Below are 23851 nucleotides of genomic sequence, written 5' to 3' on the forward strand. Positions count from 1 at the left end.
CGAGGATCCGACATGACCTCTGCGACCGAGCATTTCCAGGCCGGCCGCCTGGCCGAGGCCCTCGCCGCCGCCCTGGCCGAGGTGAAGGCCGCGCCCGGCGTCACGGCGAAGCGGGTCTTCCTGGCCGAGCTGCTGTGCTTCGCCGGCGACTTCGAACGGGCCGACCGCCAGCTCGACATCGTCGCCGACCAGGATCCCGGGGCGGCGCTGGGCCTGGCCCTGTTCCGCCAGCTGATCCGCGCCGCCCAGGCCAGGGCCGAGCATTTCTCCGCCGGGCGGCTGCCGGAGTTCCTGGACCCGCCGGCGCCGCATCTGCAGCGCCTGCTCGAGGCTGGGCTTGCCCTGCGCGATGGACAGGGGGCGGAGGCCGGCCGCCTCTCCGCCGAGGCGGAAGCCCTGCGGCCGCCCTGCCCCGGCCGCCTGGACGATGCCGAGATCGACGACCTGCGGGACATCGACGACCTCGTGGCGCCGGTCTTCGAGGTGCTGACCAGCACCGGGAAATATTACTGGGTGCCGATGGAGCGCGTCGCCGCGATCGAGTTCCACGCTCCGGAGCGGCGGCGGGACCTGCTGTGGCGGCGCGCCTCGATCACCGTCACGGACGGCCCAGAAGGCGATGTCTACCTGCCGGTGCTGTATGCCGGGGCCGCGGAGGGCGCCGATGACGGCGCCAGGCTGGGCCGGATCACGGAATGGCAGGGCGGGACCGGCACCCCGGCCCTCGGAATCGGGCAGCGCTGCTGGCTGGCGGGCGAGGCGGCGGTGCCGATCCTGCAGGCCGGCCGGTTCGAAGCCCGCGCGCCAGACGCCGGAGCGGCCCATGGCGAAGGATGACGGTGCCCTCCTGCTCTCGGTGCTCGACCGCCTGCTGGCGGACGAGGCGGAGCCGGCCATGCGCGGCGGCGTGCAACGCGGGGTCCGGTCCCTGGCGGAGATCCGCAACGGGGTCAGGCGCGACCTGGAGAGCCTGCTGAACACCCGGGCGCGGCCGATCGCCTGGCCCGACGCGTGGGACGAGCTCCGCTCCGCCCTGACCGGCTACGGCCTGCCGGACTTCACCGCTTTGTCCATGACCTCCGCCGAGGACCGCGAGCGCTTCCGCGCCGTGATCGAGGCCACCATCCGCCGGTTTGAGCCGCGGTTCCGCTCCGTCGCGGTCCGCCTGCTCGACAACACCGAGGGCCTGGACCGCACGCTGCGGCTGCGGATCGACGCGCTGATGCATGCCGAACCGTCGCCGGAGCCGATGACCTTCGATTCGGTGCTCGAACCGGTGAGCCGCAGCTTCTCGGTGACCTCGCGCAGCCATGGCTGAAGACCTTCTCGCCCATTATCAGCGCGAGCTGACCTATATCCGCCGCCTGGCCGGCGAGTTCGCCGACGCGCATCCGAAGATCGCCGGACGGCTGCGGCTGAGCGGCGAGGCCACCGACGATCCCTTCGTCGCCCGGCTGATCGAGGCCTTCGCCTATCTGAACGCGCGGATCCGGACCAAGCTCGACGACGACTTCCCGGAGCTGACGGACGCGCTGATCGGGGTGCTGTACCCGCATTACGCGGCGCCGATCCCGTCGATGGCGATCGCGCGGTTCGACTGCCGGGCGGATATGCGCGGCGCCTATCGCGTCCCGCCGGGGACCGAGGTCGGCACCGAAACCGTGGACGGCGAGGCCTGCCAGTTTCGGACGGGATACCCGCTGACCCTCTGGCCGATCGCGATCGACACGGTCGCCTTCGGCGCCAGGCCGATGGCGGCGCCGCCCAATCCGCGGGCCGCCGGCGCGACCGCCATCCTACGCGTCGGCCTGCGCTGCCTGAACGAGGCGACGACCTTCTCCTCGCTCGGCGTCGAGACCCTGCGCTTCCACCTGTCCGGCCCGGCGCTGCAGGCGCTGCCGCTATACGAGCTGATCCACAATGACTGCCTGTCGATCGCGGTGGCCGACGGCCCGACCGATCCTAGCCCGGCGATCCTGCCGGCCGCGGCGATCAAGCCGGTCGGCTTCGGCCCCGACGAGGGGCTGCTGCCGTACCCGGCCCGGTCGCATCTCGGCTATCGACTGCTGACCGAATATTTCGCCTTCCCCGAGAAGTTCCTGTTCTTCGACCTCGAGGGGCTGGAGGCCAAGACGCTGCTCGCTGCCGGCCGGCGGATCGAGATCTTCTTCTATCTGCGCCGCGGATCGGCCGATCTGGAGCGCAGCATCGGGGCGGATTCCCTGGCCCTCGGCTGCACCCCGATCGTCAACCTGTTCCCGCTGCGGGCGGAGCCGATCACGGTCAGCCAGGCAACCACCGACTATCGCGTCGTCCCCGACTCCCGGCGGCCCATGGCGACCGAGGTCTATTCGATCGACCAGGTCGAGAGCTCGGACGAACGCGGCCAGGTGACCGCCTTCGAGCCGTTCTATGCGCTTCGGCATGCCGGCGCCCGGCGCGCCTATTGGCACGCGGCGCGCCGGCCCGGCGGGCAGGGCGAGCGCGGGACGGAGGTCTTCCTGTCCCTGGTTGACGAGGCCTTCGACCCGGTGTCCTCGTCCAAGACGACGCTCTCGGTCGACCTCCTGTGCCTGAACCGGGACCTGCCGAGCCGCCTGCCCTTCGGCGGCGGCCATCCGCATCTGAGCGCGGCGGATTCATCCCCGGCGATCGACCGGGTCCTCTGCCTGACGCCGCCAACGCCGACGCTGCGCCCGGCCCTGGGCAAGCGCGGCCGCTGGCGGCTGGTCTCGCATCTCGCGCTCAACCACCTGTCGCTGACCGACGACACGGACGGCATCGAGGCGCTGCGCGAGATCCTGAAGCTCTACGATTTCCGGGATTCGCCCGACACGCGGGCCGTGATCGACAGCCTGCTGAAGGTCTCCGGCCGCCGCGGTTCGGCGCGCCTGCCGGGCGACGTGCTCGGCGGCTTCGCCCGGGGCGTCGACATCACCGTCGAGTTCGACGGCGAACGCTTCACGGCCGCCGGCCTCTACCTCTTCGCCTCGGTGCTGGAGCGCTTCCTCGGCCTGTATTGCAGCATCAATTCCTTCTCGCGGCTGACCGCATTCATCCGCGGCCGCTCGCAGCCGCTGCGGCGGTGGCCGCCGCGGGCGGGGGAGACGGTGCTGCTGTGATCGACCGCCTGACCAAGAAGCCCTGGAGCATCGAGGCCTTTCAGGCCATCCGCCTGCTCGAGACCGCGGCCCGGAAGCGGGACCCGGGCCAGGACGGCCGCGGCCGCCCGATCGGCGAGGATCTGCCGCCCGCCGGCGAGGCCGTGCGGCTGACGGGCACCACCTCCCTCGCCTTTCCGGCCGGCTCGGTCGCCCGGTTCGACCCGCCTGCCCCGGACGAAAGCGGGCCGCCCCGGCTGGCCGTCACCCTGTTCGGGCTGACCGGCCCGTCCGGCGTCCTGCCCAGCCACCTGACGGCCGAGGTCAACCGCGCGGCCCGCCAGAAGCGGCCGGGGCTGAAGGCGTTCCTCGACCTGTTCCAGCATCGGCTCGCCTCGTTCTTCTATCGCGCCTGGGCGAAATACCGCCTGCCGATCGCCTATGAGCGCGCGGGCGGCGCCGAGGACGGGATCTCCGACGCCCTGCGCGCCCTCGTCGGCCTGGGCACGCCGCATCTGCAGCGGCGCCTGGCGGTCGATGACGAGGCGATCATCCACTACGCCGGGCACTTCGCCCGCTGGCCCCGGTCCGCGGTCGCGCTGGAGGCCATGCTGGGCGATTATCTCGGCCTCCCCGTGGCGGTGAAGCCGTTCGAGGGCAACTGGCTCACCCTCCCACCGGAGGAGCGCAGCGTCCTGCCGACCGCCGCCTCGCCGGACGGCAATTTTTGCCGGCTCGGAATCGACGCGGTCGCCGGCGACAGGGTGTGGGACCGCCGCGGCAAGTTCCAGATCCAGGTCGGCCCCGTGTCCTGGGCACGCTTCCGGACCCTGCTGCCAGGATCGGACGAGGTCCGCCGCCTGGCCGAGCTGACCCGGCTGTATGTCGGGCCCGGCCTCAGCTTCAATCTCCGCGTCGTGCTCGACCGCAGGGAGGTGCCGGAGCCGCGGCTAGGCCCCGAGGCGTCAAGGCTCGGCTGGACCAGCTGGGCGGTGTCGCAGCCGCCGCTGGCCGACCTGTCCGACGCCGTCTTCGAACTCGACGACATCTGATCACAGCCGCACGCAACAAGAGCCCCGCATGGCCGCCATCGATCTGAAATCCCTCGTCGGCAAGCTGAACGCGCCGTGCCGCCGCGCGCTCGAAGGCGCTGCCGGCCTGACCCTGTCGCGATCCCAGTTCAACGTCGAGATCGAGCACTGGCTGGTGAAGCTTCTCGAGGATGAGCGGTCCGACGTCGCCGCCTGCCTGCGCCACTATGAGATCGCGGCCGAGCGGGTCGCGGCCGAGCTGGCCCGCAGCCTCGACCGGCTGAAGACCGGGAATGCCCATCCTCCCGCCCTGTCGCCCTCGCTGGTCTCGCTCGGGCGTGAAGCCTGGCTCCTGGCCACGCTGGAATATGGCGACGGGCAGATTCGCTCCGGGCACCTGCTCGTGGCGCTGCTGTCCGACGAGACGCTCGGCCAGCATGCCCGCGCGGCGTCGCCCTCCCTCGCCCGCATCCCGCCCGACGAGCTGCGCCGCAGGCTGGCCGCCATCGCCGCCGCCTCGGCCGAGGCCGAGACCGTCGAAACGACGGCGCGAACCGACGGCGCCGGCCCGCGGCCGGCCGGCACGGGGCGGACCGAGGCGCTGGACCGCTACACCATCGACCTGACCGAGCGCGCCCGCGCCGGCCGGCTCGACCCGGTGCTCGGCCGCGACGGCGAGATCCGGCAGGTCATCGACATCCTGACGCGGCGGCGTCAGAACAATCCGATCCTCACCGGTGAGGCCGGGGTGGGCAAGACCGCCGTGGTCGAAGGCTTCGCCCTGCGGATCGCCGCCGGCGACGTCCCGGAGGATCTGCGCAACGTCTCGCTGCGCACGCTCGACCTCGGCCTGCTGCAGGCCGGCGCCGGGGTGAAGGGCGAGTTCGAGAACCGCCTGAAATCGGTGATCGAGGAGGTGCAGGCCAGCCCGCGGCCGATCATCCTGTTCATCGACGAGGCGCACAGCCTGATCGGCGCCGGCGGCCAGGCCGGGCAAAGCGATGCCGCCAACCTGCTGAAGCCGGCCCTGGCGCGAGGCGAGTTGCGGACCGTCGCCGCGACGACCTGGTCCGAGTACAAGAAGTACTTCGAGAAGGACGCGGCCCTGACCCGCCGCTTCCAGGTGGTGAAGGTCGACGAGCCGGGCGAGGCGGCCGCGATCGACATGATGCGCGGCGTCGTGCCGATGCTGGAGGCGCATCACGGCGTCCGGATCCTGGACGAGGCGGTCGAAGACTGCGTCCGGCTGTCCCACCGCTACGTCGCCGGCCGGCAGCTGCCCGACAAGTCGATGAGCCTGCTCGACACCGCCTGCGCCCGGGTGGCGATGGCCCAGGCGGCCACGCCCGAGGCGATCGAGGACCGCCGGCGCCGGATCGAGCGGCTGGAGGGCGAGATCACCATCCTGCGGCGCGAGGAAGCGACGGGCGGGGAAACGGGCCGGATCGCCGAGCTGCAGTCCCGGCGCGACCAGGCCGCGGCCGAGCACGAGGCGCTGCAGAACCGCTGGGAGGAGGAGCGCGGCCTCGTCGACCGGATCCGCGGGCTGCGCGACCGGATCGAGGCGGCCCAGGGCCTCGGCCCCGAGACGGACACCTCGTCCGAGGACGTCGAGGACGTCGCGGCGCTGCGTGCCGAATACGCCGAGGCCCGCCAGGCACTGGCCGAGTTGCAGGGTGAGGCGCCGCTGATTCCGGTCGAGGTCGACGCCCAGGGGGTCGCCGCGGTCGTCGCCAACTGGACGGGCATCCCGGTCGGCCGCATGGTGTCCGACGAGATCCGGTCGATCCTGGCCTTGGAGGACCGCCTGCGCGAGCGGGTGGTGGGCCAGAACCATGCGCTGGAGGCGGTGGCCCGGGCCATCCGCACCGCCCGGGCCAAGCTGACCGACCCGCGCAAGCCGATCGGCGTGTTCCTGTTCCTCGGCCCGTCCGGCGTCGGCAAGACCGAGACCGCCCTGGCCCTGGCCGATCTGCTGTATGGCGGCGAGCAGAACCTGACGGTCATCAACATGTCGGAGTTCAAGGAGGAGCATAAGGTCTCGCTCCTGCTCGGGTCGCCGCCCGGCTATGTCGGCTACGGCGAGGGCGGGGTGCTGACCGAGGCGGTGCGGCGGCGCCCCTACTCCGTCGTGCTGCTGGACGAGTTGGAGAAGGCGCATCCGGGCGTCCAGGACATATTCTACCAGGTGTTCGACAAGGGCATGTTGCGGGACGGCGAAGGCCGTGACATCGACTTCAAGAACACCGTGATCATCCTGACCTCGAATGTCGGCACCGACCTCGTCGCCAAGCTCTGCGCCGATCCCGACACGGCCCCCGCCCCCGCCGACCTCGCCGCGGCGCTTCGCCCGGGGTTGCTGAAGGCCTTCAAGCCGGCCTTCCTCGGCCGCCTGTCGGTGATCCCCTTCCTGCCGCTGGACGACGACACGATGCGCGGCATCGCCCGGCTGCAACTCGACCGGATCCGCCGGCGCATCGAGGAGGCCTATGGCGCGCGCTTCAGCTACGACGACAGCCTGATCGACGAGCTTCTGGCCCGCGCGACCGAGAGCGAAATCGGCGCCCGGGCCATCGAGCAGATCCTGGCGAACACGGTTCTGCCCGAGTTGGCCGCCGAGTGTCTCGCCCGCATGGCGGATTCCGCTCCTGTCCAGGCGGTGTCCGTATCCGTCGACTCCCACGGCGCGATCCAATATCGTGTCTCATAGCGCGGTCAGGACTGTGCTCCCTCGCACCTTCTCCCGAGCTCCTCGGCCATGAAGCTGACCCTTGACCTCACCGCCGGCGGTTCCGGCCCCTATGGGGGCGACGCCACCCGGACCCTCGATCGCTGTGGCCTGACCCTGGGGCGCGGCCAGGACAATGACTGGGTGCTGGAGGATGGCTCGCGGTTCGTCTCGAAGAACCATTGCCTGATCGACTATGTCGACGGCCGATACGTGCTGTTCGACCTGTCGACCAACGGCACTTTCGTCAATGGCGGGACGACGCCCGTCGGCCGCGCCGGCAGCCTCGTGCTGTCCGACGGCGACCGGATCGCGGTCGGCGACTACCATTTCCTGGTCCGCCTGTCCGGCGCGGACGCACCGGCCGCCAGCCATTCGATCGACATCGACGATCCCATGGCCATGCCCTTCGGCGTCGACACGGCGGGCGGCGCGAAGCTGCCCCCGCATCGGCCGGAGGCGACGGGATGGCCGCCGGTGCCGACACAGGCCCGCCGCTCCCCCTTCGAGGCCGCGTCCGACGAAGGCTGGGCCCGCGCGGCCGAGCCCGACCATACCCCGGCGCATCATGTGGCCATCCGGACTTCGGCGCCGCAGTTCCGGGAGATTCCGGAGGATTGGGCCGAGGACAACCCGGCCCCGGCGGAGAGGCCCGTACCGATCCGGCCGATCCCGCGGGACTGGCACGACACGCCGACGCCGCAATCTCCGCCGCAACCGACCCCCGCGCCCCCTGCCCCCCAGGCGGTGCCGCCCGCGCCCGAGGCAGCGCCGCCAGCACTCGGCCCCGATCCGCTGCGCCTCATCCTCGAGGCGGCCGGCCTGGATCCCGCCCAGTTTCCGGCGGAGCGCGGCGAGGAGCTGGCGCGCATGATCGGCCAGATCCTGCGCAGCAGCGTGCAGGGGCTGCTCGAAGCGCTCGACGCCCGATCTTCCTTGAAGACGGAGTTCCGGATCGAACGGACGGCGATCCAGCCGCGCAACAACAACCCGCTGAAATTCGCGACCTCGGTGGAGGAGGCGATCACCGCCATCCTGTCGCCGCCGCTGCCGGCCTTCGCCAAGGGAGCGGATGCGATGGAAGAGGGGTTCCGCGATCTTCGCCGGCATCAGATCGGCACCATCGGCGGCATGGAGGCGGCGCTGCGACATCTGCTCGACCGGCTGTCGCCGGACGCGGTGGCGGAATCTGCGGGCGGCGCCTCCGGCGGGCTGGGCGCGGTCCTGCCGGCGGCCCGCAAGGCCCGGCTCTGGGATGCCTATGCCGCCCTGCATCGGCAGATGTCCGACCGGGCTTCCGAAAACGTGCGGGACCTGTTCGGCAAATCCTTTGCCGAAGGATACGAACGTCTGCGCGATCCGGTTCAGAAGTAATCGTCGGAAAGTCGAACAGTCATAATAACAGCGTAGATTTCGCACCCGTAATGAGGATGTAACGCATGCCGGCTATGGACAGAAGGACGGGCTTTTTCCTCGCAGTCTGGCCTCAGGACAAAACGCCTGCTAAACAGGACGACAATGCTACCGGCCGAGCGAAATAGGAGATGCGATTGCAGCAGTTGATCGCAGTGGTGGTCGCGGCCGGGCTGCTGGCGGGGTGCAGCACCGTCGGGGCGATCAGCGACATGGTCGATCGGACGCTCGGCTTCAAGCCGGGGGACACGACGATCACCGTGGACGCCGCGCCCGGCGTCAATCCCGACGCCTCGAGCCGCCCGTCGCCGATCCTGGTCCGGATCTATCAGCTCAAATCGGGGGCGGCGCTGGAACAGGCCGACTATTTCAAGCTGACCGAGAACCCCCAGGCGGCGCTCGGGGACACGCTGATCAGCAGCGAGCAGATGCTGCTGACGCCGGGCAAGACCCGGACGCTCTCGGTGCAGTTCGACCCTGCCGCCCATCAGATCGGGGTGGTAGCCGGCTTCCGCGACATCGACCGCGCCAAGTGGCGCGCCGTCGAAAGCGTCGATCCCGGCGATGTCGACGCGGTGGCGATCCATGTCGGCGCCGCCGACATCTCGATCAAGGTCGAGGATTAGATGGGCTGGGACAACAAGGTCGTCTGGGCGGAGGGCATGTTCCTCCGCACCCACCACTTCCAGCAGTTCGACCGCTATGTCGAGAAGCTGGTCCGCGCCCGCGTCGCCGGCCTGCTGCCCTATGGCTGGGGCATCCGTGAGCTGCACATCAATCGCGACCTGCTCGGCACTGGAAAGTTTGCCGTTTCGGGGGTGTCGGGGGTGCTGGACGACGGCACGCCGTTTTCCGTGCCGGAGGATGCCGACCATCCCCCGCCCCTGACGGTGCCGGAGAACACCAGGAATGCCATCGTCTATCTGGCGGTGCCGGTCCGGCAGCCGGGCAATCCGGACATCGACCACAACGAGGCCAATGCGACGGCGCGCTATGCCACCACGGAGTTCGAGGCGACGGATGCGAACGCATTCTCCCCGGCGGTGGCCGCCATGCAGGTGGCCCGGCTGAAGCTGCGCTATCTGCTCGAGACCGACGACCGGTCGGGCTATGTCTGCCTCGGCCTCGCGCGCATCGTCGAGGTCCGGGCCGACCGCTCGATCGTCCTCGACGACAGGTACATCCCGCCCTGCCTGGCGCATGACGCCTCGGCCAGCCTGTCCGGCTACGTCTCCGAGCTGGTCGGGCTGCTGCATCATCGCGGCGAGGCCCTGGCCGGCCGGGTCAACGCCTCCGACGCGCGCGGCGTGGCCGAGGTGGCGGATTTCCTGCTGCTACAGCTGGTTAACCGTGCCGAACCCCTCTTCGCCCATATCGCCGCCGCCTCCGGCATCCATCCCGAGCGGCTCTATGCCGCCATGCTCGAGCTGGCGGGGGAGATCTCGACCTTCACCGGCCGGGACAAGCGGCCGGTCGCCTTCCCGCCCTACCGCCACGACGATCTGCAGCACTGCTTCCAGGCGGTGATGATCGAGCTGCGCCAGGCACTGTCCGCGGTGCTCGAGCAGAGCGCCGTCCCGATCCCGCTCGAGGAGCGACGCTACGGCATCCGCGTCGCCGAGATCCATGACCGGACGCTGCTCGACCAGGCCGCCTTCATCCTCGCGGTCCGCGCCGACGTGCCGGCCGAGGCGGTGCGCCGGCATTTCCCGACGCAGATCAAGATCGGACCGGTGGAGCAGATCCGGAACCTGGTCAACGCGGCGCTGCCGGGCGTCACCATCCGGCCGCTGCCGGTGGCACCCCGCCAGTTGCCCTACCATCCGGGCGTGATCTATTTCGAGCTGGACCGGAACAGCCGCCATTGGACCGATCTCAAATCGTCCGGCGGCATGGCGGTGCATGTCGCGGGCGAGTTCCCGAACCTGCAGCTCGAATGCTGGGCCATCAAGGCGCAACGGGGATAGCCGATGGTCGATGACGATCCGTTCGCCGACCCGCAGGATACCGACCGCACCGTGATCCGGCCGCGGCCCGGCGGGGCGCGCCCGGCGGCGGTGGTTACCGGCGGCATTCCGGCCGGGGACGGAGAGAAGACGCTGGTGCCGCACGCGGCCCCGCAGCCCCGCCCCCGCCTCGCGGCCGGCGTGGCGATGCCGGATCTCGGCGGGGCGGCACCGATCGCGCCGACCGGGGTGAACAAGGTCATTCAGGCGGCGACGCCCCTGTTCGCGCTCGCGGTGCGGCTGAAGAACCGTGCCGTTCATCGCGACGTGCCGCTGCTGCGCGAACGCGTCATCGCCGAGATCCGCGCCTTCGAGCGCAACGCCCTGGCCACGGGCGCCACGGCCGACGCGATCCGGGCCGCCCGCTACGGGCTGTGCGCCACCATCGACGACCTCGTCCTGAACACGCCCTGGGGCAGCCAGAGCGTGTGGACGAAGCAATCGATGGTCTCGACCTTCTACAACGAGACCTGGGGCGGCGAGCGCTTCTTCGACATCCTCGACCACCTGATGAAGGATCCGGAGCGGACGCTCGACATCCTCGAGCTGTTCTACGTCTGCCTGGCGCTGGGCTTCGAGGGCCGCTACCGGATCGATCCTCGCGGGCCAGCCCGGCTGTCGGAAATCAAGGGTTCCCTCTACAGCGCGATCCGGCGGCGGCGAGACCATCGCGAGCGCGCCCTGTCGCCGCACTGGGTCGGCGTCGCCCCGACCGGGCGGCGGCTGTCGCGTCTGGTCCCGCTCTGGGTCGTCGGCGCCGCGGCCGGCGCGATCCTGCTGGGGGCCTTCTTCGCCTATCAATGGCTTCTGGACGGGACGCTGCAGCCGGTGATGGCCGCCGCCGCCCAGGTGCCGCCGGTCGGCCCGGTGGTGATCGAGCGGCCGGCGCCGGTCGAACCGCCGCCAGCGCCCCAGATCGTCGAGGAGACCTCGGGCAGCCGCCTCAAGCGTTTCCTCGAGCCGGAGATCCGCGAAGGCCTGGTCACGGTCGTCGAGGACCAGCAGACCACCCGGGTCCGGATCAACGGCAACGGGCTGTTCGCCTCGGCCAGCGACACGGTGACGGACGACCGCAAACCGATCCTGGTTCGCATCGGCGACGCGCTGAAAACGGAGCCGGGCCAGGTGGTGGTCGAGGGCCACACCGACAACCAGCCGATCCGGAACCTGCGCTTCCCGTCGAACTGGCAGCTTTCGCTGGCCCGGGCGGAGTCGGTCCGCCGGATGCTGGCGGACCGGGTCCAGGACGACGCCCGCTTTTCCGTCGAAGCGAAGGCGGACACGGTGCCGCTGGTCCCGAACGACACCGCCGACGGCCGGGCCCAGAACCGCCGGATCGAGGTGGTCCTCCTCAAGCCCACGAAGGGCGGCTGACCCCGTGATGCGCAAGATCGTCTCCATCCTGACGGCCCGCTGGTTCGTCTCCCTGGTCGGCGTGCTGCTGCTGTCGACGATCATCTGGTTCGTCGGCCCGCTGATCGCGGTGGCGGAGGTGCGGCCGCTCGAGGACGCCCTGGTCCGCGTCGTCATCATCGCCGCGATGCTGGTGCTGTGGGCGCTGGCGATCGCCTGGTCGGCCATGCGCAGCCAGCGGGCCAATGCGAAGCTGGTCGACGCGGTCGCGGCCGAGCAATCCGCCGCCCCGGCCGACGCGGCGGATGAGGAGATCGAGACGATCCGCGCCCGGCTGGCCGAAGCTCTCGCGGTGCTGCGCAAGACGCGCCTCGGCGGCAAGGGGCGCCGCCGCTGGCTGTACGAGCTGCCCTGGTACGTCCTGATCGGCCCGCCCGGCGCCGGCAAGACCACGGCGCTGCTGAACGCGGGCATCGATTTCCCGCTCGCCGACCGCACCGGCCAGGGCCAGGACGCGATCCGCGGCATCGGCGGCACCCGGAACTGCGACTGGTGGTTCACCAACGAGGCGGTGCTGATCGACACTGCCGGCCGATACACCACCCAGGACAGCCATGCCGCGCGCGACGCCGCGGCCTGGAAGGGCTTTCTGGGCCTGCTCAAGCGCAACCGCCCGCGCCAGCCGATCAACGGCGCCATCGTCTGCGTCAGCATCTCCGATGTCGCGCTGATGCCGGACAGCGAGCGCCTGGCCCATGCCCGCGCCGTCCGCCAGCGGCTGCAGGAGCTGACGGACGAGCTCGGCGTCCGCTTCCCGATCTATGTCCTGTTCACCAAGGCCGACCTCCTGGCCGGCTTCTCGGAATTCTTCGACAATCTCGGCCGCGAGGAGCGCGAGCAGGTCTGGGGCGTCACCTTCGCCCTCGACGAGGGCAAGGGCGAGACCGGCGTCGTCCCGGACTTCCTGCGCGAGTTCGACCTGCTGGTCGACCGGCTCAACGACCGCGTGGTCGAGCGGCTGCACCAGGAGCCGGACATCCAGCACCGCAGCCTGGTCTACGGCTTCCCGGCCCAGGTCGCGTCGATGCGCGACGCGCTGCACGAGTTCCTGACCGAGGCGTTCCGCCCCAGCCGGTACGACGCCAGGCCCTTGCTGCGGGGCGTCTACCTCACCAGCGGCACCCAGGAGGGGACGCCCTTCGACCGGCTGATGGGGGCGATGGCGCGGTCCTTCGGCCTGGATCGCCAGCAGATGACGGCCGCGCATGGCCGGGGCCGCAGCTACTTCCTGACCGACCTGCTGCGCAAGGTGGTCTTCGCCGAAGCCGGTATCGTCTCGACCAATCCGCGGCTCGAGCGCCGCCTGCGCTGGGTCCGCTGGGGCGTGACGGCCGTCGCCGCCGTGGTCGTGGTCGGCCTGGTCGCCGCCTGGACCGTCAGCTATCTCGGCAACCAGACCCTGATCGCCTCGGCGCAGGACGGCCTCGACGACTATGCCGCGAAGCTGGGCGACGTCAAAGGACCGGTCCGTGACGCCGACCTCGGTCCCGTCCTGCCTGCTCTCGACGCCCTGCGCATGGCGCCGACCGGCTATGAGCGGCAGAACGATCCCGCACCATGGGAGCTGCGATTCGGCCTGTGGCAGGGCGACACCCTGTCCCAGGGTACTGTCCAGGCCTATCGGCATGCCCTGAACACCGTCCTGCTGCCGCGTCTGGTGCTCCGGCTGGAGGATATGCTGCGCAGCGTGCAGCAGCCCTCCGACCTCGCCCATGTCGCGCTGAAGAGCTACCTGATGCTCGGCGGCAAGGCGCCGGAGGTGGATGCCGCCACCATCCTGGAATGGCTGCGCATCGACCTCGCGCAGCGCTATCCCGGCGAGCAGAACGCCGCCCTTCGCCGGTCCGTCGAAGCCCACACCGCCGCCCTGCTCGAGCGGCCCCTGGCCGGGATCGGGATCGACGGCCGGCTGGTCGAGCGGGTCCGCGGCATCATCGCCGCCACGCCCCCGGCGCAGCGCGCCTACGCGCTGGTCGCCGCCGGCCCCGATGCCGCCGCCCTGCCGGTCTGGAATGTGAGCGACCACGGCGGGCCCGAGACCCCGCGCGCCCTGGTCCGGGCCTCGAACAAGAGCCTCGGCGAGGGCGTGCCGGGGATCTTCACCTATCGCGGCTTCCACGACGTGGTCCTGTCGGAGGTCGAGGATGCCGCGCGCCTGGTGGCCTCGGACCGCTGGGTGACCGATCCGCAGGCAGCGGCGGAGGAGCCGGACGACGCGACCGTGGCTCGGATCGCCAGCGACGCGCTGCAGCTCTACTACAACGACTACATCTCGGCCTGGAACGCGCTCCTGGCCGACATCCGCGTGGTCCCGTTCGAAAGCCGGGCCCATGCGATCGAGGTGCTGAACATCCTGTCCGGCCCGGGCTCGCCCCTGGCCGCGGTCCTGCGAGGGGCGGCGCAGGAGACGGCACTGACCAAGGAAGCCCCGGCCGCCGCGGGACAGGCCGCGCCGGAGCTGAGCGCCGGGCAGAAGCAGGTGGCCAATGTCGCCGCCGCCCAGGCCGAGACGATGGCACAGAACCGCTTCGGCATGAGCGGCCGGATCGCCTCGCTGCTCGCCCAGGACTATGCCCGGACGCGCCTCGGCGCCGCCGCCTCGCCGTCGGATTCCGCGCCGCTGCCGGGCGCCTATGTGGAGGAACGGTTCCGCGACCTGCACACCTTCGTCGAAGGTCCGAACGGGGCCGCGGCGCCGCTCGACGACATGATCCGGACGCTGGCCGACATCTATCGCCAGATGAACCGCAGCGCCATGACGCCGGGCGCCGCCGGGGCTGCGGCCAATGCCGAGCTCGGGGCCTTGGCGCAGCAGCTCATCGCGTCGGCCGGCCGGGCGCCGGAGGCGATGCGCGGCTGGGCCGAGCAGATCGCCCAGGCCACCTCCAACGTCACCATCGGCGGGGCGCGGCAGACGCTGAATGCCGACTGGAACACCACCGGCCGGCCGCTGTGCCAGACGGCGCTGGCCGGGCGCTATCCGCTCGCCCGCGGCGCCAGGCAGGATGTGAAGCTGGACGATTTCGGCCGACTGTTCGCCCCCGGCGGGCTGATCGACGGCTTCTTCTCCAGCAACCTCGCCCAATATGCCGACACCTCGCGCAACCCCTGGCGCTGGGCCCGGCTGAACAATGTCGATCTCGGCATCGCCGACAGTACGCTGGCGCAGTTCGAGAGGGCGGCCAGGATCCGCGACGCGTTCTTCCCGCAAGGCGGCACGGCGCCCAGCATCGGCTTCGAGATCGAGCCCGTCGACCTGTCGCCCGAGGCGGCGAGCGTGACGCTCGACATCAACGGCCAGACCGTCTCCTACGATCACGGTCCGGTCCGCCCGGTGTCGATGCGCTGGCCGGGCACCGGGGCCGGCCAAGTCCGCGTCTCCTTCACCGCCGTCGATGGCTCGCCGAGCGGCGGCATCACCTTGGACGGGCCCTGGGCCCTGTTCCGGCTGGTCGACCGCTCCCGCATCGCCGGCGCTTCGGCCAGCGATCGGTTCCGTCTCACCATCAGCGAAGGCAAGGACAACGCCACCTTCGAGATCCGCACCGCCAGCGTCCTCAACCCCTTCACGCTGCCGCAGCTGAGGGAGTTCCAATGTCCGCAGGCCTTCTGATCCCGGCGGCCGAGAGCCCCGGCATCTTCGGCAAGCTGCCCTGGCTCGGGGACTTCGTCACCCGCCGGTTGCCGCACAGCTTCGTCGAGCCCTGGGACGACTGGCTGCAGCGCGGCATGGCGGCGACGCGCGAGGCGCTCGGCGACGGCTGGCTGGACAGCTTCCTGACGGCGCCGGTCTGGCGTTTTCTGCTGCCGGCGGGCAGCGCGGGTCCGGCGATGGCGGGGGTTCTGATGCCCAGCGTGGACCGGGTCGGACGCTATTTTCCCCTTACTCTCGCCTCGCCGCTCGAAGCGGATCCAGGCCCGGAGGCGCCGCTGCTCGCCGCCGGGTGGTTCGATGCGCTGGAACGGACAGCGCTCGCCGCGCTCGACGACACCACGGCGCCGGAGGCGTGGGAAGCCGCGGTCGAGAATCTTGGTCCCCCGCTGATGGATGAGGACCGGCCGCCAGCCGAGATCGGCGAGGGCTGGCGGGGCGCGCCGCTGTCCTCATCCGACGGGCTGGGCATCGCCGCGCTGCGCCTTGGCGCGACGACGGCTTCGGCGCGGTTCTGGACCGGCCCGGCTTCGGAGGGCTGGTACCTCGCCGGCGACGGGCTGCCGCCGCCCATGGTTTGGCCGCGGGCGTTCATGCCGGCACGCCTCGCCGCGGAGCCCGCTCGGTGAAGCGCTTTCAGTTCCGATCCGCCGGTCGCACCGATGCGGGCGCGGTGCGGCATCACAACGAGGACGCATTCCTGTCCAAGCCGGAGATCGGCCTGTGGGCGGTGGCCGACGGCATGGGCGGCCACCGGCGCGGCGACCAGGCCAGCCGGATGATCGTCGAGGCCCTGGACCGGGTGCAGGTCCCCGACTCCGGCGCCGCCTTCATGGGCGATGTGCATGCCCGGCTGTCCGAAGTCCACGACGCTCTGCGGCAGGAGGCGACGCGGGCCGGCGGGACGATCGGGTCGACCGCCATCGTGCTGCTGATCCACGCCGGCCGCTTCGTCTGCCTTTGGGCCGGCGACAGCCGCCTGTACCTGCTGCGCGACCGGCAGCTCTGGCAGATCACGCGGGATCATTCCTATGTGCAGGAGCTGGTCGACAGCGGCGCGCTGTCGCCGGAAGCGGCCCTTCACCATCCCCAGTCCAACGTCATCACCCGGGCGGTCGGCGCGACGGACACGCTGGAGCTGGAGATGGAGCGGAGCGTCGTGCTGCCGGGCGACGTCTTCCTGCTGTGCAGCGACGGCCTGACCCGCGTCGTCTCGGAGGGCGAGATCGCCAATCTGCTCGACGCCATGCCGCCGGATCAGGCGGCGACCGGGCTGGTCGACCTGGCGCTGGGCCGCGGGGCGCCGGACAACGTCACCGTCGTGATCCTGGCCTGCGAGGACGACGAGGAGCGCACCATACCGCCGCGCCGGCCGAACGGAGGCCAGTCGTGACCGCCGGGCCCGAGCGCCGGTCCGAGGATGCATTGCCGAGAATCCCGGAACCGCCGAGGGGGCCGAAGCCTGCGACCGAGCTGTCGCCCGGCGAGACCGTCCTGTTCACCTACCGCATCGTGCGGCTGATCAGCCGCGGCGGCATGGGCGAGATCTACGAAGCCGAGCACATCGACCAGCGGACGCGCCACGCCATTAAGATCATCCTGCCCGAGCTGATGGGCGACGAGGCGATCGTCGCCCTGTTCCTGCGCGAGGCCGACTCCCTGCGCAAGATCCGGCATGCCGCCATCGTCAGCTACGACGGGCTGTTCCGCGACGAGTCGAGGCGCCTTCACCTCGTCATGGAGTATGTCGACGGCCCGTCCCTGAGCGAGCGGCTGCGCGACGGCCCGCTGACGCCGGAGGAGGTCGTCGCGCTGCGCGACCGTCTGGCCTCCGGGCTCGCCGAGGCGCATGACATCGGCATCTGCCACCGCGACCTGTCCCCCGACAACATCCTGCTCGAGCACGGCCGGCTCGGCGGCGCCAAGCTGATCGACTTCGGCATCGCCAAGCTCTCCGACCCGGACGCCCAGACCGTGGTCGGCAGCGCCTTCGCCGGCAAGTTCTCCTGGGCGTCGCCGGAGCAGGTCGGGCTGTTCGGCGCGCAGGTCGACTCCCGGTCCGACATCTACAGCCTCGGGCTCGTGCTCGCCGCAGCCGCCCGCGGCCGGCCGCTCGATATGGGCCGGTCAATGATGGCGGTGGTCAACGCCCGCCGGACCGTTCCGCGGCTCGACGGCGTGCCGCCCAGCCTCGCCCCGCAGATCGCGAGAATGCTCGCGCCCGATCCGCTCGACCGGCCGCAATCGATGCGGGAGCTCGTCACCGCCACCTCCGGACAGCGGCCGGCGCCCTCGGCCGGGACGCCGTGGCGCTGGGTCGCCGCGATCGCCACCCTCCTTTGTCTCGTCCTAGTCGCTGCAGGGGGCGGCCTCTGGTGGCAATGGCGCCCGACCAGCCCCCCGCCGCCTTCGCCAACGCGGCAACAGCCGTCGGCAGCAGCATCCAGGCCCGCCATCGAAGTGCTGCGCCCGGAGCCGGCGCCCGCCGAACCGGCGCAGCCGGAGCCCGCGCAATCGAAAGTGGAGCAGCCGAAAGCGGAGGCCTCAGCCGAGGCTGGAACTGCGATCCCCCAAGACCCGCCCCTGGACCGGCAGCAACTGCCCCGGCTCCTGGACCTGCCGCCGCACGACCTGTACCTGGCCGGGCAGCGCTTCCTGCAGGAGAAGCGCGACGCCGACACCGCGCTGGTCCTGTGGGAGGAGGCCGCACGGCGCGGCAGCGGCGAGGCCGCGCTCGGCATCGCCCGCTTCTACGATCCGGCCTCCTGGGACCAGGGGGCCCACCCCTTCACCGCGCCGAACCCGGCCAAGGCCCGGGAGTTCTATTCGACCGCCCTGGAACGGGGGATGGAGGATGCACGGCCGCGTCTTCAGGCCCTCGGCAACGCAGGTTCCGAACCATGATCCGAGTGCCTCCCCTCGCCCGTTTCCTCGCCATGGGCCTCGTGGTCGGGCTGTCGGCGGCGATCCTTCCCGGCACGGCGGCGGCGCAGACCCCGTCCGCACCGGCCGAAGCCCGGACGCCGCTGCTGATGCCGGGGACGACGAGCCTGTGGCAGCGCGTGCTGACCCGCCCCGGCGCCAAGGCCGCGACGGAGCCGGGCGGGGCTTCGGCAGGCCCGGAGATCCCGGCCTTGTCGATGCTCTTCGTCTACGGCCGGGCGAAGAGCGGCGACGCCGACTGGATCGAGGTCGGCACGACCCCGGGCGGCCGGACGCTGGGGTGGATCCCGGCGGCGGAGGCGATCGACTGGAAGCAGACCATGATCGTCCTCTTCACCAACCCGGTGAATCGCGACCGCGCCCTGTTCTTCAAGGAGTCCGATCCGCTTCTCACCTTGATGGAATCGCCCGACGCCGCCGCCCGGGCCGCGACGCTGCGCCAGGCCGCCGAAACCCGCGCTTTACCCCCGGACAGTCCGGTGACGGCGATCGAGCCGCCGAGCTGGATCGATCCGGCCAAGACCTTCTATCTGCTGCCGATCCTGAACTGGACCGATGGCTACTTCGCCAGCGGCTTCTCGGGGCTGGCGCTCGAGGTCGCGGCGACATCGCTGCAGGACAAGCCTGACCAGCCTGACCAGCCCGACCCGGCCAAGCCCGATCCCGAGGAGGCGGCCAAGCTGCTGGAAGGGTATCGCGCCGGCGTCGTTTTCGTCGTCGACACCACCATATCGATGGAGCCCTATGTCGCCCGCACCCGCGCCACCATCGAGGCGCTGACGGCCAAGCTCGCGGCGTCCGAGGAGGGCGATCGGGTCAGCTTCGGCCTGGTCGGCTTCCGCGATGTGATGCCCGACGGCACGCCGGACGGCTACATCGCCAAAGTGTTCGCGACCCTGGCCGACGGGCACGACCGGGCGTCGCTTCTCGGGCGCCTCGACGCCGCATCGGCCTCGACGGCGGATAATCTCGATTTCCGCGAGGATGCGCTGGCCGGGGTGAAGTCCGCGCTCGACGACATCGACTGGACCGGCGTCGCCGGCCGCTTCGTCGTGCTGGTCACCGACGCCAGCCCGCGCCGAGCCAGCGATCCCAACTCCTCGACCCATCTCGACCCGGACCAGCTTCGCCTCCTGGCCCAGTCCAAGGGCGCGGCGCTGATGGTGATCCATCTGAAGACGCCGGCCGGCAAGGTGGACCACGCGGCCGCCGAGGACGCCTACACGCCGATGACCGCCTACCCGAACATCGGCAGCCTCTACTTCCCGGTCGAGGGCGGCGACGTCCCGAGCTTCGGCACGGTGATCGACCGGATCTCGGAGACGATCCTCCAGCAGATGGATACGGTGCCCCAGGCCGGGGTTGCGGACGCGCCACCCGCCGCGGCGCCATCCCCGGCGAAACCGGTGGCCGAGAATGCCTTCGCCCGTGCCGGCCTGGTCGGTCGCGCGATGCAACTCGCCTATCTCGGCCGGATGGAGGGGAACCAGCCGCCCCGCCTGTTCTCGGCCTGGGTGTCCGACCGGGACATCGCCAACCCGGCGCGCAAGACGCTCGACGTCCGGGTCCTGATCAGCCGGAACCAGCTCTCGGATCTGCAGGCGACGCTGAAGGCGATCATCGACGCCGGCGAGTCGACGCGCGTCGCCCCGAACGACTTCTTTCGTCAGCTGCGCAGCGCCGCCGCGACCATGACCCGGCGACCCGAGGGCGTCGGCGGCGAGAATGCCCGCCGGCTGGCCGATCTCGGCCTGATCGGCGAATACCTCGAAGGCCTGCCCTATCGCAGCCGGATCATGGAGCTGAGCGAGGACGACTGGCTGTCCTGGAGCTTCGGCCAGCAACGCCAGTTCCTCGACGACCTCGAGGCCAAGGTCACGCTGTACCGGCAGATTTACGACAACACCGATCTGTGGATCGCGCTCGACGGCGACCGCAGCGGCGGCGATGCCGTCTCTCCGATCCCGCTCGACGCCTTGCCATGAACGTGCTGGCGCCCCCGCCGGTCTATGCCCTGCGCGACGTGACGCTGCGCCGCGGCGGCCGCAGCGCCGCCTTCGAGCTGCATGTCAGCAACCTCGTCGTCCAGCGCGGCGAGATCTGGTTCCTGACCGGCCAGTCCGGCTCCGGCAAGTCGACCCTGCTGGACCTGCTGGGCGGCACCCTGGCCCCCGACAGCGCCGGCGCCTTTCATCTGGCCGGCGGCAAGGGCTCGCCCGTCGACCTGGCCCTGCTCTGGCGTCGCCGGCGGCACGACGCCCTCGCGGCGCTGCGGGCCAACAGCATCGGCTATGTGCTGCAGACCGGAGGGCTGCTGCCCTATCTGACGGTCGGCGAGAACATCGCCCTGACCGCCCGCGTCGCCGGGCGGCACGACCCGAAGCATCTGGGAACGCTGGCGCGCCGGCTCGGTCTCGCGCGGCTGCTCGACGTCCAGCCGCGCCGCCTGTCGGTCGGCGAGCGCCAGCGGGTGGCCATCGCCCGCGMCCTCGCCCACCGGCCCGACATCCTGCTGGCCGACGAGCCCACGGCGTCGCTCGATCCGCCCACGGCGGAGCAGGTGTTCGGCCTGCTGATCGAGACCGTGCAGCAGTTGAAGACCACGGCCATCATCGCCTCGCACGACTGGGCCAGGGCCGAGGCCGGCGGATACCGGACCTTCGGCCATGCCCTGCGGCGCGAGCAGGATGCCGTGCGCGCCTATTTCTGGACCTGAGCCGGTCATGCGACGAATTGCGCTCGCGGCGCGCCTCGCCGCCAGGGATTTCGGCCATGATTGGCGGATCGTGCTGTGCCAGGTGCTCGGCCTCACCGCAGTGCTGGCGCCGCTGCTGGTCCTGTTCGGGATGCGCTTCGGCCTGATCGACACTCTGGCCCAGCGGCTGATCGAGGATCCGCGCAACCGCGAGATCGTGCCAGCCGGCAGCGGCCGCTTCGACGCGGCGTTCTTCCGCGACCTGGCCGGGCAGGATGGAATCGCCTTCGTCGTTCCTGCGACCCGCTCGATCGCCGCCAGCTTCACCCGGCTGCGCAAGGCGGATGGCGGCGGCCGTCCCCTCTCCGGCGTCGCGCTGCTGCCGTCCGGGCTGGGCGATCCGCTGCTCGCCGGCAACGCGCCGCCGGCCGGGGATGCGGTCGTGCTCGGCCGCCGGCTCGCCGACAGCCTCGGCGCGGCCGCGGGCGACCGGCTCACCGCCGAGATCACTCGGCAGCGCGACGGCCGCCTCGAGGCGCAGCGCCTGACCCTCGCCGTCTCCGGCGTCACCGACGCGCCGATCGCGCCGGCCGACGCCCTGCTGGCGCCGCTCGACCTCCTTACCGCCACCGAGGATTGGCGGGACGGCTTCGCCGTCGCCGTTCGGGGCTGGACCGGCGCCCCGCCGCCGACCACCGATCGCGTGTTCGCACGCTTCCGCCTCTATGCCCGCTCGATCTACGACGTCGGCGCGATCGAGGCGCGGCTCAAGGAGCAGGGCGTGGAGGTCCGCACCGCTTCGGCCGAGATCGCGCAGATGCAGCTGCTGGACCGCAATCTCGGCATCGCCTTCTGGCTGATCGCCGGCTGCGGCGCGTTCGGTTATCTGGTCTCCCTCGCCGCCAGCCTGCGCGGCCATGTCGAGCGCAAGCGGCGGGATCTGGCGATGCTGCGGCTGATCGGGCTGCCGACGCGGTCCCTGGTGGCTTTCCCGGTGGTGCAGGCGGTGCTGATCGCCGTGCTCGGCGTCGCCCTCGCCGGCCTCGTCTTCCAGGGCGCGGCCACCGCGCTGAACACCATTTTCGCCGGCAGCCTGCAGCCCGGCGAGCGCATCTGCCGGCTGCTGCTGGTGCATTTCGGCATCGCCGCGGCGGCGACGATCCTGGCCGCGCTGCTGTCGGCGAGCTGGGGCGGCCTGCTGGCCGCCCGCATCCAACCGTCCGAGGGACTTCGTGATGTCTGACCGACCCGCCGCCCGGCCCTTGCGCGCCGCGCTCCTGGGACTCGCGGCCTGGCTGGCGATCACCGTCCCGGGCCGGGCGGCCGAGCCCATCACCTGGCCCGAGGAGTCCTACAACCCGTCGCCGGCGCCCGGCGATGTCGTGCTGCCCCTGCCCTGCGGCGGCGCCATGACCTTCCGGCGCATCGACCTGCCCTCCGCCGGCATCCTCGACGACGTCCGGGTCCAGCTCGGCGACGCCCAGCCGGAGCTGGGCTTCCTCAGCGACCGCCGCTTCGAGGTCGTCGCCGGTTCCTTCACCGACACGGCGACGCCGGGCGTCCGCTACTTCCTGATGGGCAAGTACGAGGTCACCCGCGCGCAGTGGGATGCGCTGGCCGGCGGCGAGTGCCCGAACCCGACGATGCGGACGCGGGTGCCGCAGACCGAGGTCTCCTGGTTCGATGCCGTGGCCTTCGGCCAACGCTATTCCGAATGGCTGATCACCCATGCCCGCGACGTGCTGCCCTCGGAATCGGGAACCCCCGGCTTCGTCCGCCTGCCGACGGAGGACGAATGGGAATACGCCGCCCGCGGCGGCATGGCGGTCTCCTCGGAGACGTTCCTGGCGTCGCGCTTCCCGATGCCCAGCGGCGTTCCGGCCGAGTATCTCTGGTACCAGGGCACCGGCTCGGCGGAAGGCAAGCTGCATCCGATCGGCCTGCTCAAGCCCAACCCGCTCGACCTGCACGACATCCTGGGCAATGCGTCGGAAATGATGTTCGAGCCGTTCCGGCTGAACCGGCGGGGCCGGCTGCACGGCCAGGCCGGCGGCTTCATCGTCCGCGGCGGCGACTTCACCATGCCGCTCGACCAGATCCGATCCGGCATGCGCGTCGAGATGCCCTACTACGCCGGCAGCAGCGGCAAGGCGACCGAGACCCGCCAGCTCGGGCTCCGCCTGGCGGTGGCCGCGCCGGTCATCACCTCGCCCGAGCGGCTGGCGGAGATCGAACGCGAATGGCGCGCCATGCCGTCGTCGAGCGAGAGCCCGGCGAACGCCCGGCGCGAGGACGCGGCCCTGAGCACGCTGGACCGCCTGGCCGACGAGGCCGGCGACGACGCCATCAGATCCGAGCTGCGCGGCGTCGGGCAATCGATCCGGGAGGCGCTGGTCGACCGGAACGACGCCCGGAACCGGACGGTGCGGTCGTTGGTGAATGTCGGCGCGCTGCTCGGCAACAAGCTGCGCACCGATCAGCAACGCCTGCTGGCCGTGGGCCAGGCGATCGAGCAGGTGGCGCGCCCCGCCCTGCGGCAGCTGCAGTCGCGGCGCCAGGATGCCCAGACCCGCAAGGCGCTCGGCGATGCCGAGGCGCAGATGCAGCAGATGGAAAAGCAGCGTTCCGGGCTGGAGGACACGGTGCGCACCTCGCGCGAGATCTATGTCGACACCGTGCTGAGCACCGCCGGAGACTATTCGGACGAGGTGGTCCAGGCGCAGGTGCCGACGCTGAAGGCGGAGCTGCACGCCCGCGGCTCCGACGCGCTGCTGCCCTATGTCGACATCTTCGTGCTGCACATGCAGCGGATGCGCGACAACGGCGCCGCCGATCCCCAGAGCCTTGTCGACGACCTGACCCGATGACC

Annotated in this window: 17 protein-coding genes; all 17 read left to right on the plus strand. The window is 71.2% G+C overall.

Going from position 1 to position 23851, the window contains the following annotated elements:
- The first annotated feature begins 12 nt into the window (after positions 1 to 12).
- The 17 genes from AB4Z01_RS18785 (at position 13) to AB4Z01_RS18865 (ending at position 23849) form a co-directional block, all read left to right on the plus strand.
- Complete coding sequence (locus tag AB4Z01_RS18785) at positions 13 to 837, plus strand: type VI secretion system accessory protein TagJ (RefSeq protein WP_441696069.1); 825 nt, start codon at positions 13 to 15, stop codon at positions 835 to 837.
- Positions 824 to 1318 (plus strand): type VI secretion system baseplate subunit TssE, encoded by a 495-nt coding sequence (gene tssE, locus AB4Z01_RS18790; protein WP_441696070.1) that lies wholly within the window; start codon positions 824 to 826, stop codon positions 1316 to 1318. The genes AB4Z01_RS18785 and tssE overlap by 14 nt, the downstream gene beginning before the upstream one ends.
- Positions 1311 to 3122, plus strand: coding sequence for a type VI secretion system baseplate subunit TssF (gene tssF, locus AB4Z01_RS18795; protein WP_441696071.1), 1812 nt, complete (start codon positions 1311 to 1313; stop codon positions 3120 to 3122). The genes tssE and tssF overlap by 8 nt, the downstream gene beginning before the upstream one ends.
- Complete coding sequence (gene tssG / locus AB4Z01_RS18800; RefSeq protein ID WP_441696072.1) at positions 3119 to 4153, plus strand: type VI secretion system baseplate subunit TssG; 1035 nt, start codon at positions 3119 to 3121, stop codon at positions 4151 to 4153. Before tssF ends, tssG begins: the two co-directional genes overlap by 4 nt.
- A gap of 28 nt (positions 4154 to 4181) precedes the next feature.
- Positions 4182 to 6842, plus strand: coding sequence for a type VI secretion system ATPase TssH (gene tssH, locus AB4Z01_RS18805; RefSeq protein ID WP_441696073.1), 2661 nt, complete (start codon positions 4182 to 4184; stop codon positions 6840 to 6842).
- Positions 6843 to 6890: 48 nt separating this feature from the next.
- On the plus strand, positions 6891 to 8234 hold the full coding sequence (tagH, locus tag AB4Z01_RS18810) for a type VI secretion system-associated FHA domain protein TagH (RefSeq protein WP_441696074.1): 1344 nt from the start codon (positions 6891 to 6893) through the stop codon (positions 8232 to 8234).
- A gap of 176 nt (positions 8235 to 8410) precedes the next feature.
- Positions 8411 to 8899 carry a type VI secretion system lipoprotein TssJ gene (tssJ, locus tag AB4Z01_RS18815; protein ID WP_441696075.1) on the plus strand — a complete coding sequence of 163 codons (489 nt, stop codon included), beginning with the start codon at positions 8411 to 8413 and terminating at the stop codon, positions 8897 to 8899.
- Positions 8900 to 10240: a type VI secretion system baseplate subunit TssK gene (gene tssK, locus AB4Z01_RS18820; protein ID WP_441696076.1), complete on the plus strand. Its 1341-nt coding sequence runs from the start codon at positions 8900 to 8902 to the stop codon at positions 10238 to 10240. It begins immediately after the preceding gene.
- A 3-nt stretch (positions 10241 to 10243) separates the two neighbouring features.
- Positions 10244 to 11653 (plus strand): type IVB secretion system protein IcmH/DotU, encoded by a 1410-nt coding sequence (gene icmH / locus AB4Z01_RS18825; RefSeq protein WP_441696077.1) that lies wholly within the window; start codon positions 10244 to 10246, stop codon positions 11651 to 11653.
- A gap of 7 nt (positions 11654 to 11660) precedes the next feature.
- A complete protein-coding gene (tssM, locus tag AB4Z01_RS18830) occupies positions 11661 to 15305 on the plus strand; it encodes a type VI secretion system membrane subunit TssM (protein WP_441696108.1) in 3645 nt (1214 codons plus the stop codon).
- Positions 15287 to 15973 (plus strand): type VI secretion system-associated protein TagF, encoded by a 687-nt coding sequence (gene tagF, locus AB4Z01_RS18835; RefSeq protein WP_441696078.1) that lies wholly within the window; start codon positions 15287 to 15289, stop codon positions 15971 to 15973. Before tssM ends, tagF begins: the two co-directional genes overlap by 19 nt.
- Positions 15970 to 16737 carry a PP2C family protein-serine/threonine phosphatase gene (locus tag AB4Z01_RS18840; protein ID WP_441696079.1) on the plus strand — a complete coding sequence of 256 codons (768 nt, stop codon included), beginning with the start codon at positions 15970 to 15972 and terminating at the stop codon, positions 16735 to 16737. Before tagF ends, AB4Z01_RS18840 begins: the two co-directional genes overlap by 4 nt.
- The gene (locus AB4Z01_RS18845; RefSeq protein WP_441696080.1) at positions 16734 to 18248 is read left to right on the plus strand and encodes a protein kinase domain-containing protein; all 1515 of its coding nucleotides are present in this window, start codon (positions 16734 to 16736) and stop codon (positions 18246 to 18248) included. Before AB4Z01_RS18840 ends, AB4Z01_RS18845 begins: the two co-directional genes overlap by 4 nt.
- Positions 18245 to 20272, plus strand: coding sequence for a vWA domain-containing protein (locus AB4Z01_RS18850; protein WP_441696081.1), 2028 nt, complete (start codon positions 18245 to 18247; stop codon positions 20270 to 20272). Before AB4Z01_RS18845 ends, AB4Z01_RS18850 begins: the two co-directional genes overlap by 4 nt.
- A complete protein-coding gene (locus tag AB4Z01_RS18855) occupies positions 20269 to 21003 on the plus strand; it encodes an ABC transporter ATP-binding protein (protein ID WP_441696082.1) in 735 nt (244 codons plus the stop codon). Before AB4Z01_RS18850 ends, AB4Z01_RS18855 begins: the two co-directional genes overlap by 4 nt.
- A gap of 7 nt (positions 21004 to 21010) precedes the next feature.
- The gene (locus AB4Z01_RS18860; RefSeq protein WP_441696083.1) at positions 21011 to 22225 is read left to right on the plus strand and encodes an ABC transporter permease; all 1215 of its coding nucleotides are present in this window, start codon (positions 21011 to 21013) and stop codon (positions 22223 to 22225) included.
- The gene (locus AB4Z01_RS18865) at positions 22218 to 23849 is read left to right on the plus strand and encodes a formylglycine-generating enzyme family protein (RefSeq protein ID WP_441696084.1); all 1632 of its coding nucleotides are present in this window, start codon (positions 22218 to 22220) and stop codon (positions 23847 to 23849) included. Before AB4Z01_RS18860 ends, AB4Z01_RS18865 begins: the two co-directional genes overlap by 8 nt.
- Positions 23850 to 23851 lie beyond the last annotated feature (2 nt).

This window comes from Inquilinus sp. YAF38, assembly GCF_052113205.1.
Lineage (GTDB): Bacteria > Pseudomonadota > Alphaproteobacteria > DSM-16000 > Inquilinaceae > Inquilinus.

Excerpts from the sequence above, each read along its gene's own strand:
- AB4Z01_RS18785 (WP_441696069.1), top strand. The coding sequence starts at position 13 with ATGACCTCTGCGACCGAGCATTTCCAGGCCGGCCGCCTGGCCGAGGCC.
- tssE (WP_441696070.1), top strand. The coding sequence starts at position 824 with ATGGCGAAGGATGACGGTGCCCTCCTGCTCTCGGTGCTCGACCGCCTG.
- tssF (WP_441696071.1), top strand. The coding sequence starts at position 1,311 with ATGGCTGAAGACCTTCTCGCCCATTATCAGCGCGAGCTGACCTATATC.
- tssH (WP_441696073.1), top strand. The coding sequence starts at position 4,182 with ATGGCCGCCATCGATCTGAAATCCCTCGTCGGCAAGCTGAACGCGCCG.
- tagH (WP_441696074.1), top strand. The coding sequence starts at position 6,891 with ATGAAGCTGACCCTTGACCTCACCGCCGGCGGTTCCGGCCCCTATGGG.
- tssK (WP_441696076.1), top strand. The coding sequence starts at position 8,900 with ATGGGCTGGGACAACAAGGTCGTCTGGGCGGAGGGCATGTTCCTCCGC.
- icmH (WP_441696077.1), top strand. The coding sequence starts at position 10,244 with ATGGTCGATGACGATCCGTTCGCCGACCCGCAGGATACCGACCGCACC.
- tssM (WP_441696108.1), top strand. The coding sequence starts at position 11,661 with ATGCGCAAGATCGTCTCCATCCTGACGGCCCGCTGGTTCGTCTCCCTG.
- tagF (WP_441696078.1), top strand. The coding sequence starts at position 15,287 with ATGTCCGCAGGCCTTCTGATCCCGGCGGCCGAGAGCCCCGGCATCTTC.
- AB4Z01_RS18850 (WP_441696081.1), top strand. The coding sequence starts at position 18,245 with ATGATCCGAGTGCCTCCCCTCGCCCGTTTCCTCGCCATGGGCCTCGTG.
- AB4Z01_RS18860 (WP_441696083.1), top strand. The coding sequence starts at position 21,011 with ATGCGACGAATTGCGCTCGCGGCGCGCCTCGCCGCCAGGGATTTCGGC.
- AB4Z01_RS18865 (WP_441696084.1), top strand. The coding sequence starts at position 22,218 with ATGTCTGACCGACCCGCCGCCCGGCCCTTGCGCGCCGCGCTCCTGGGA.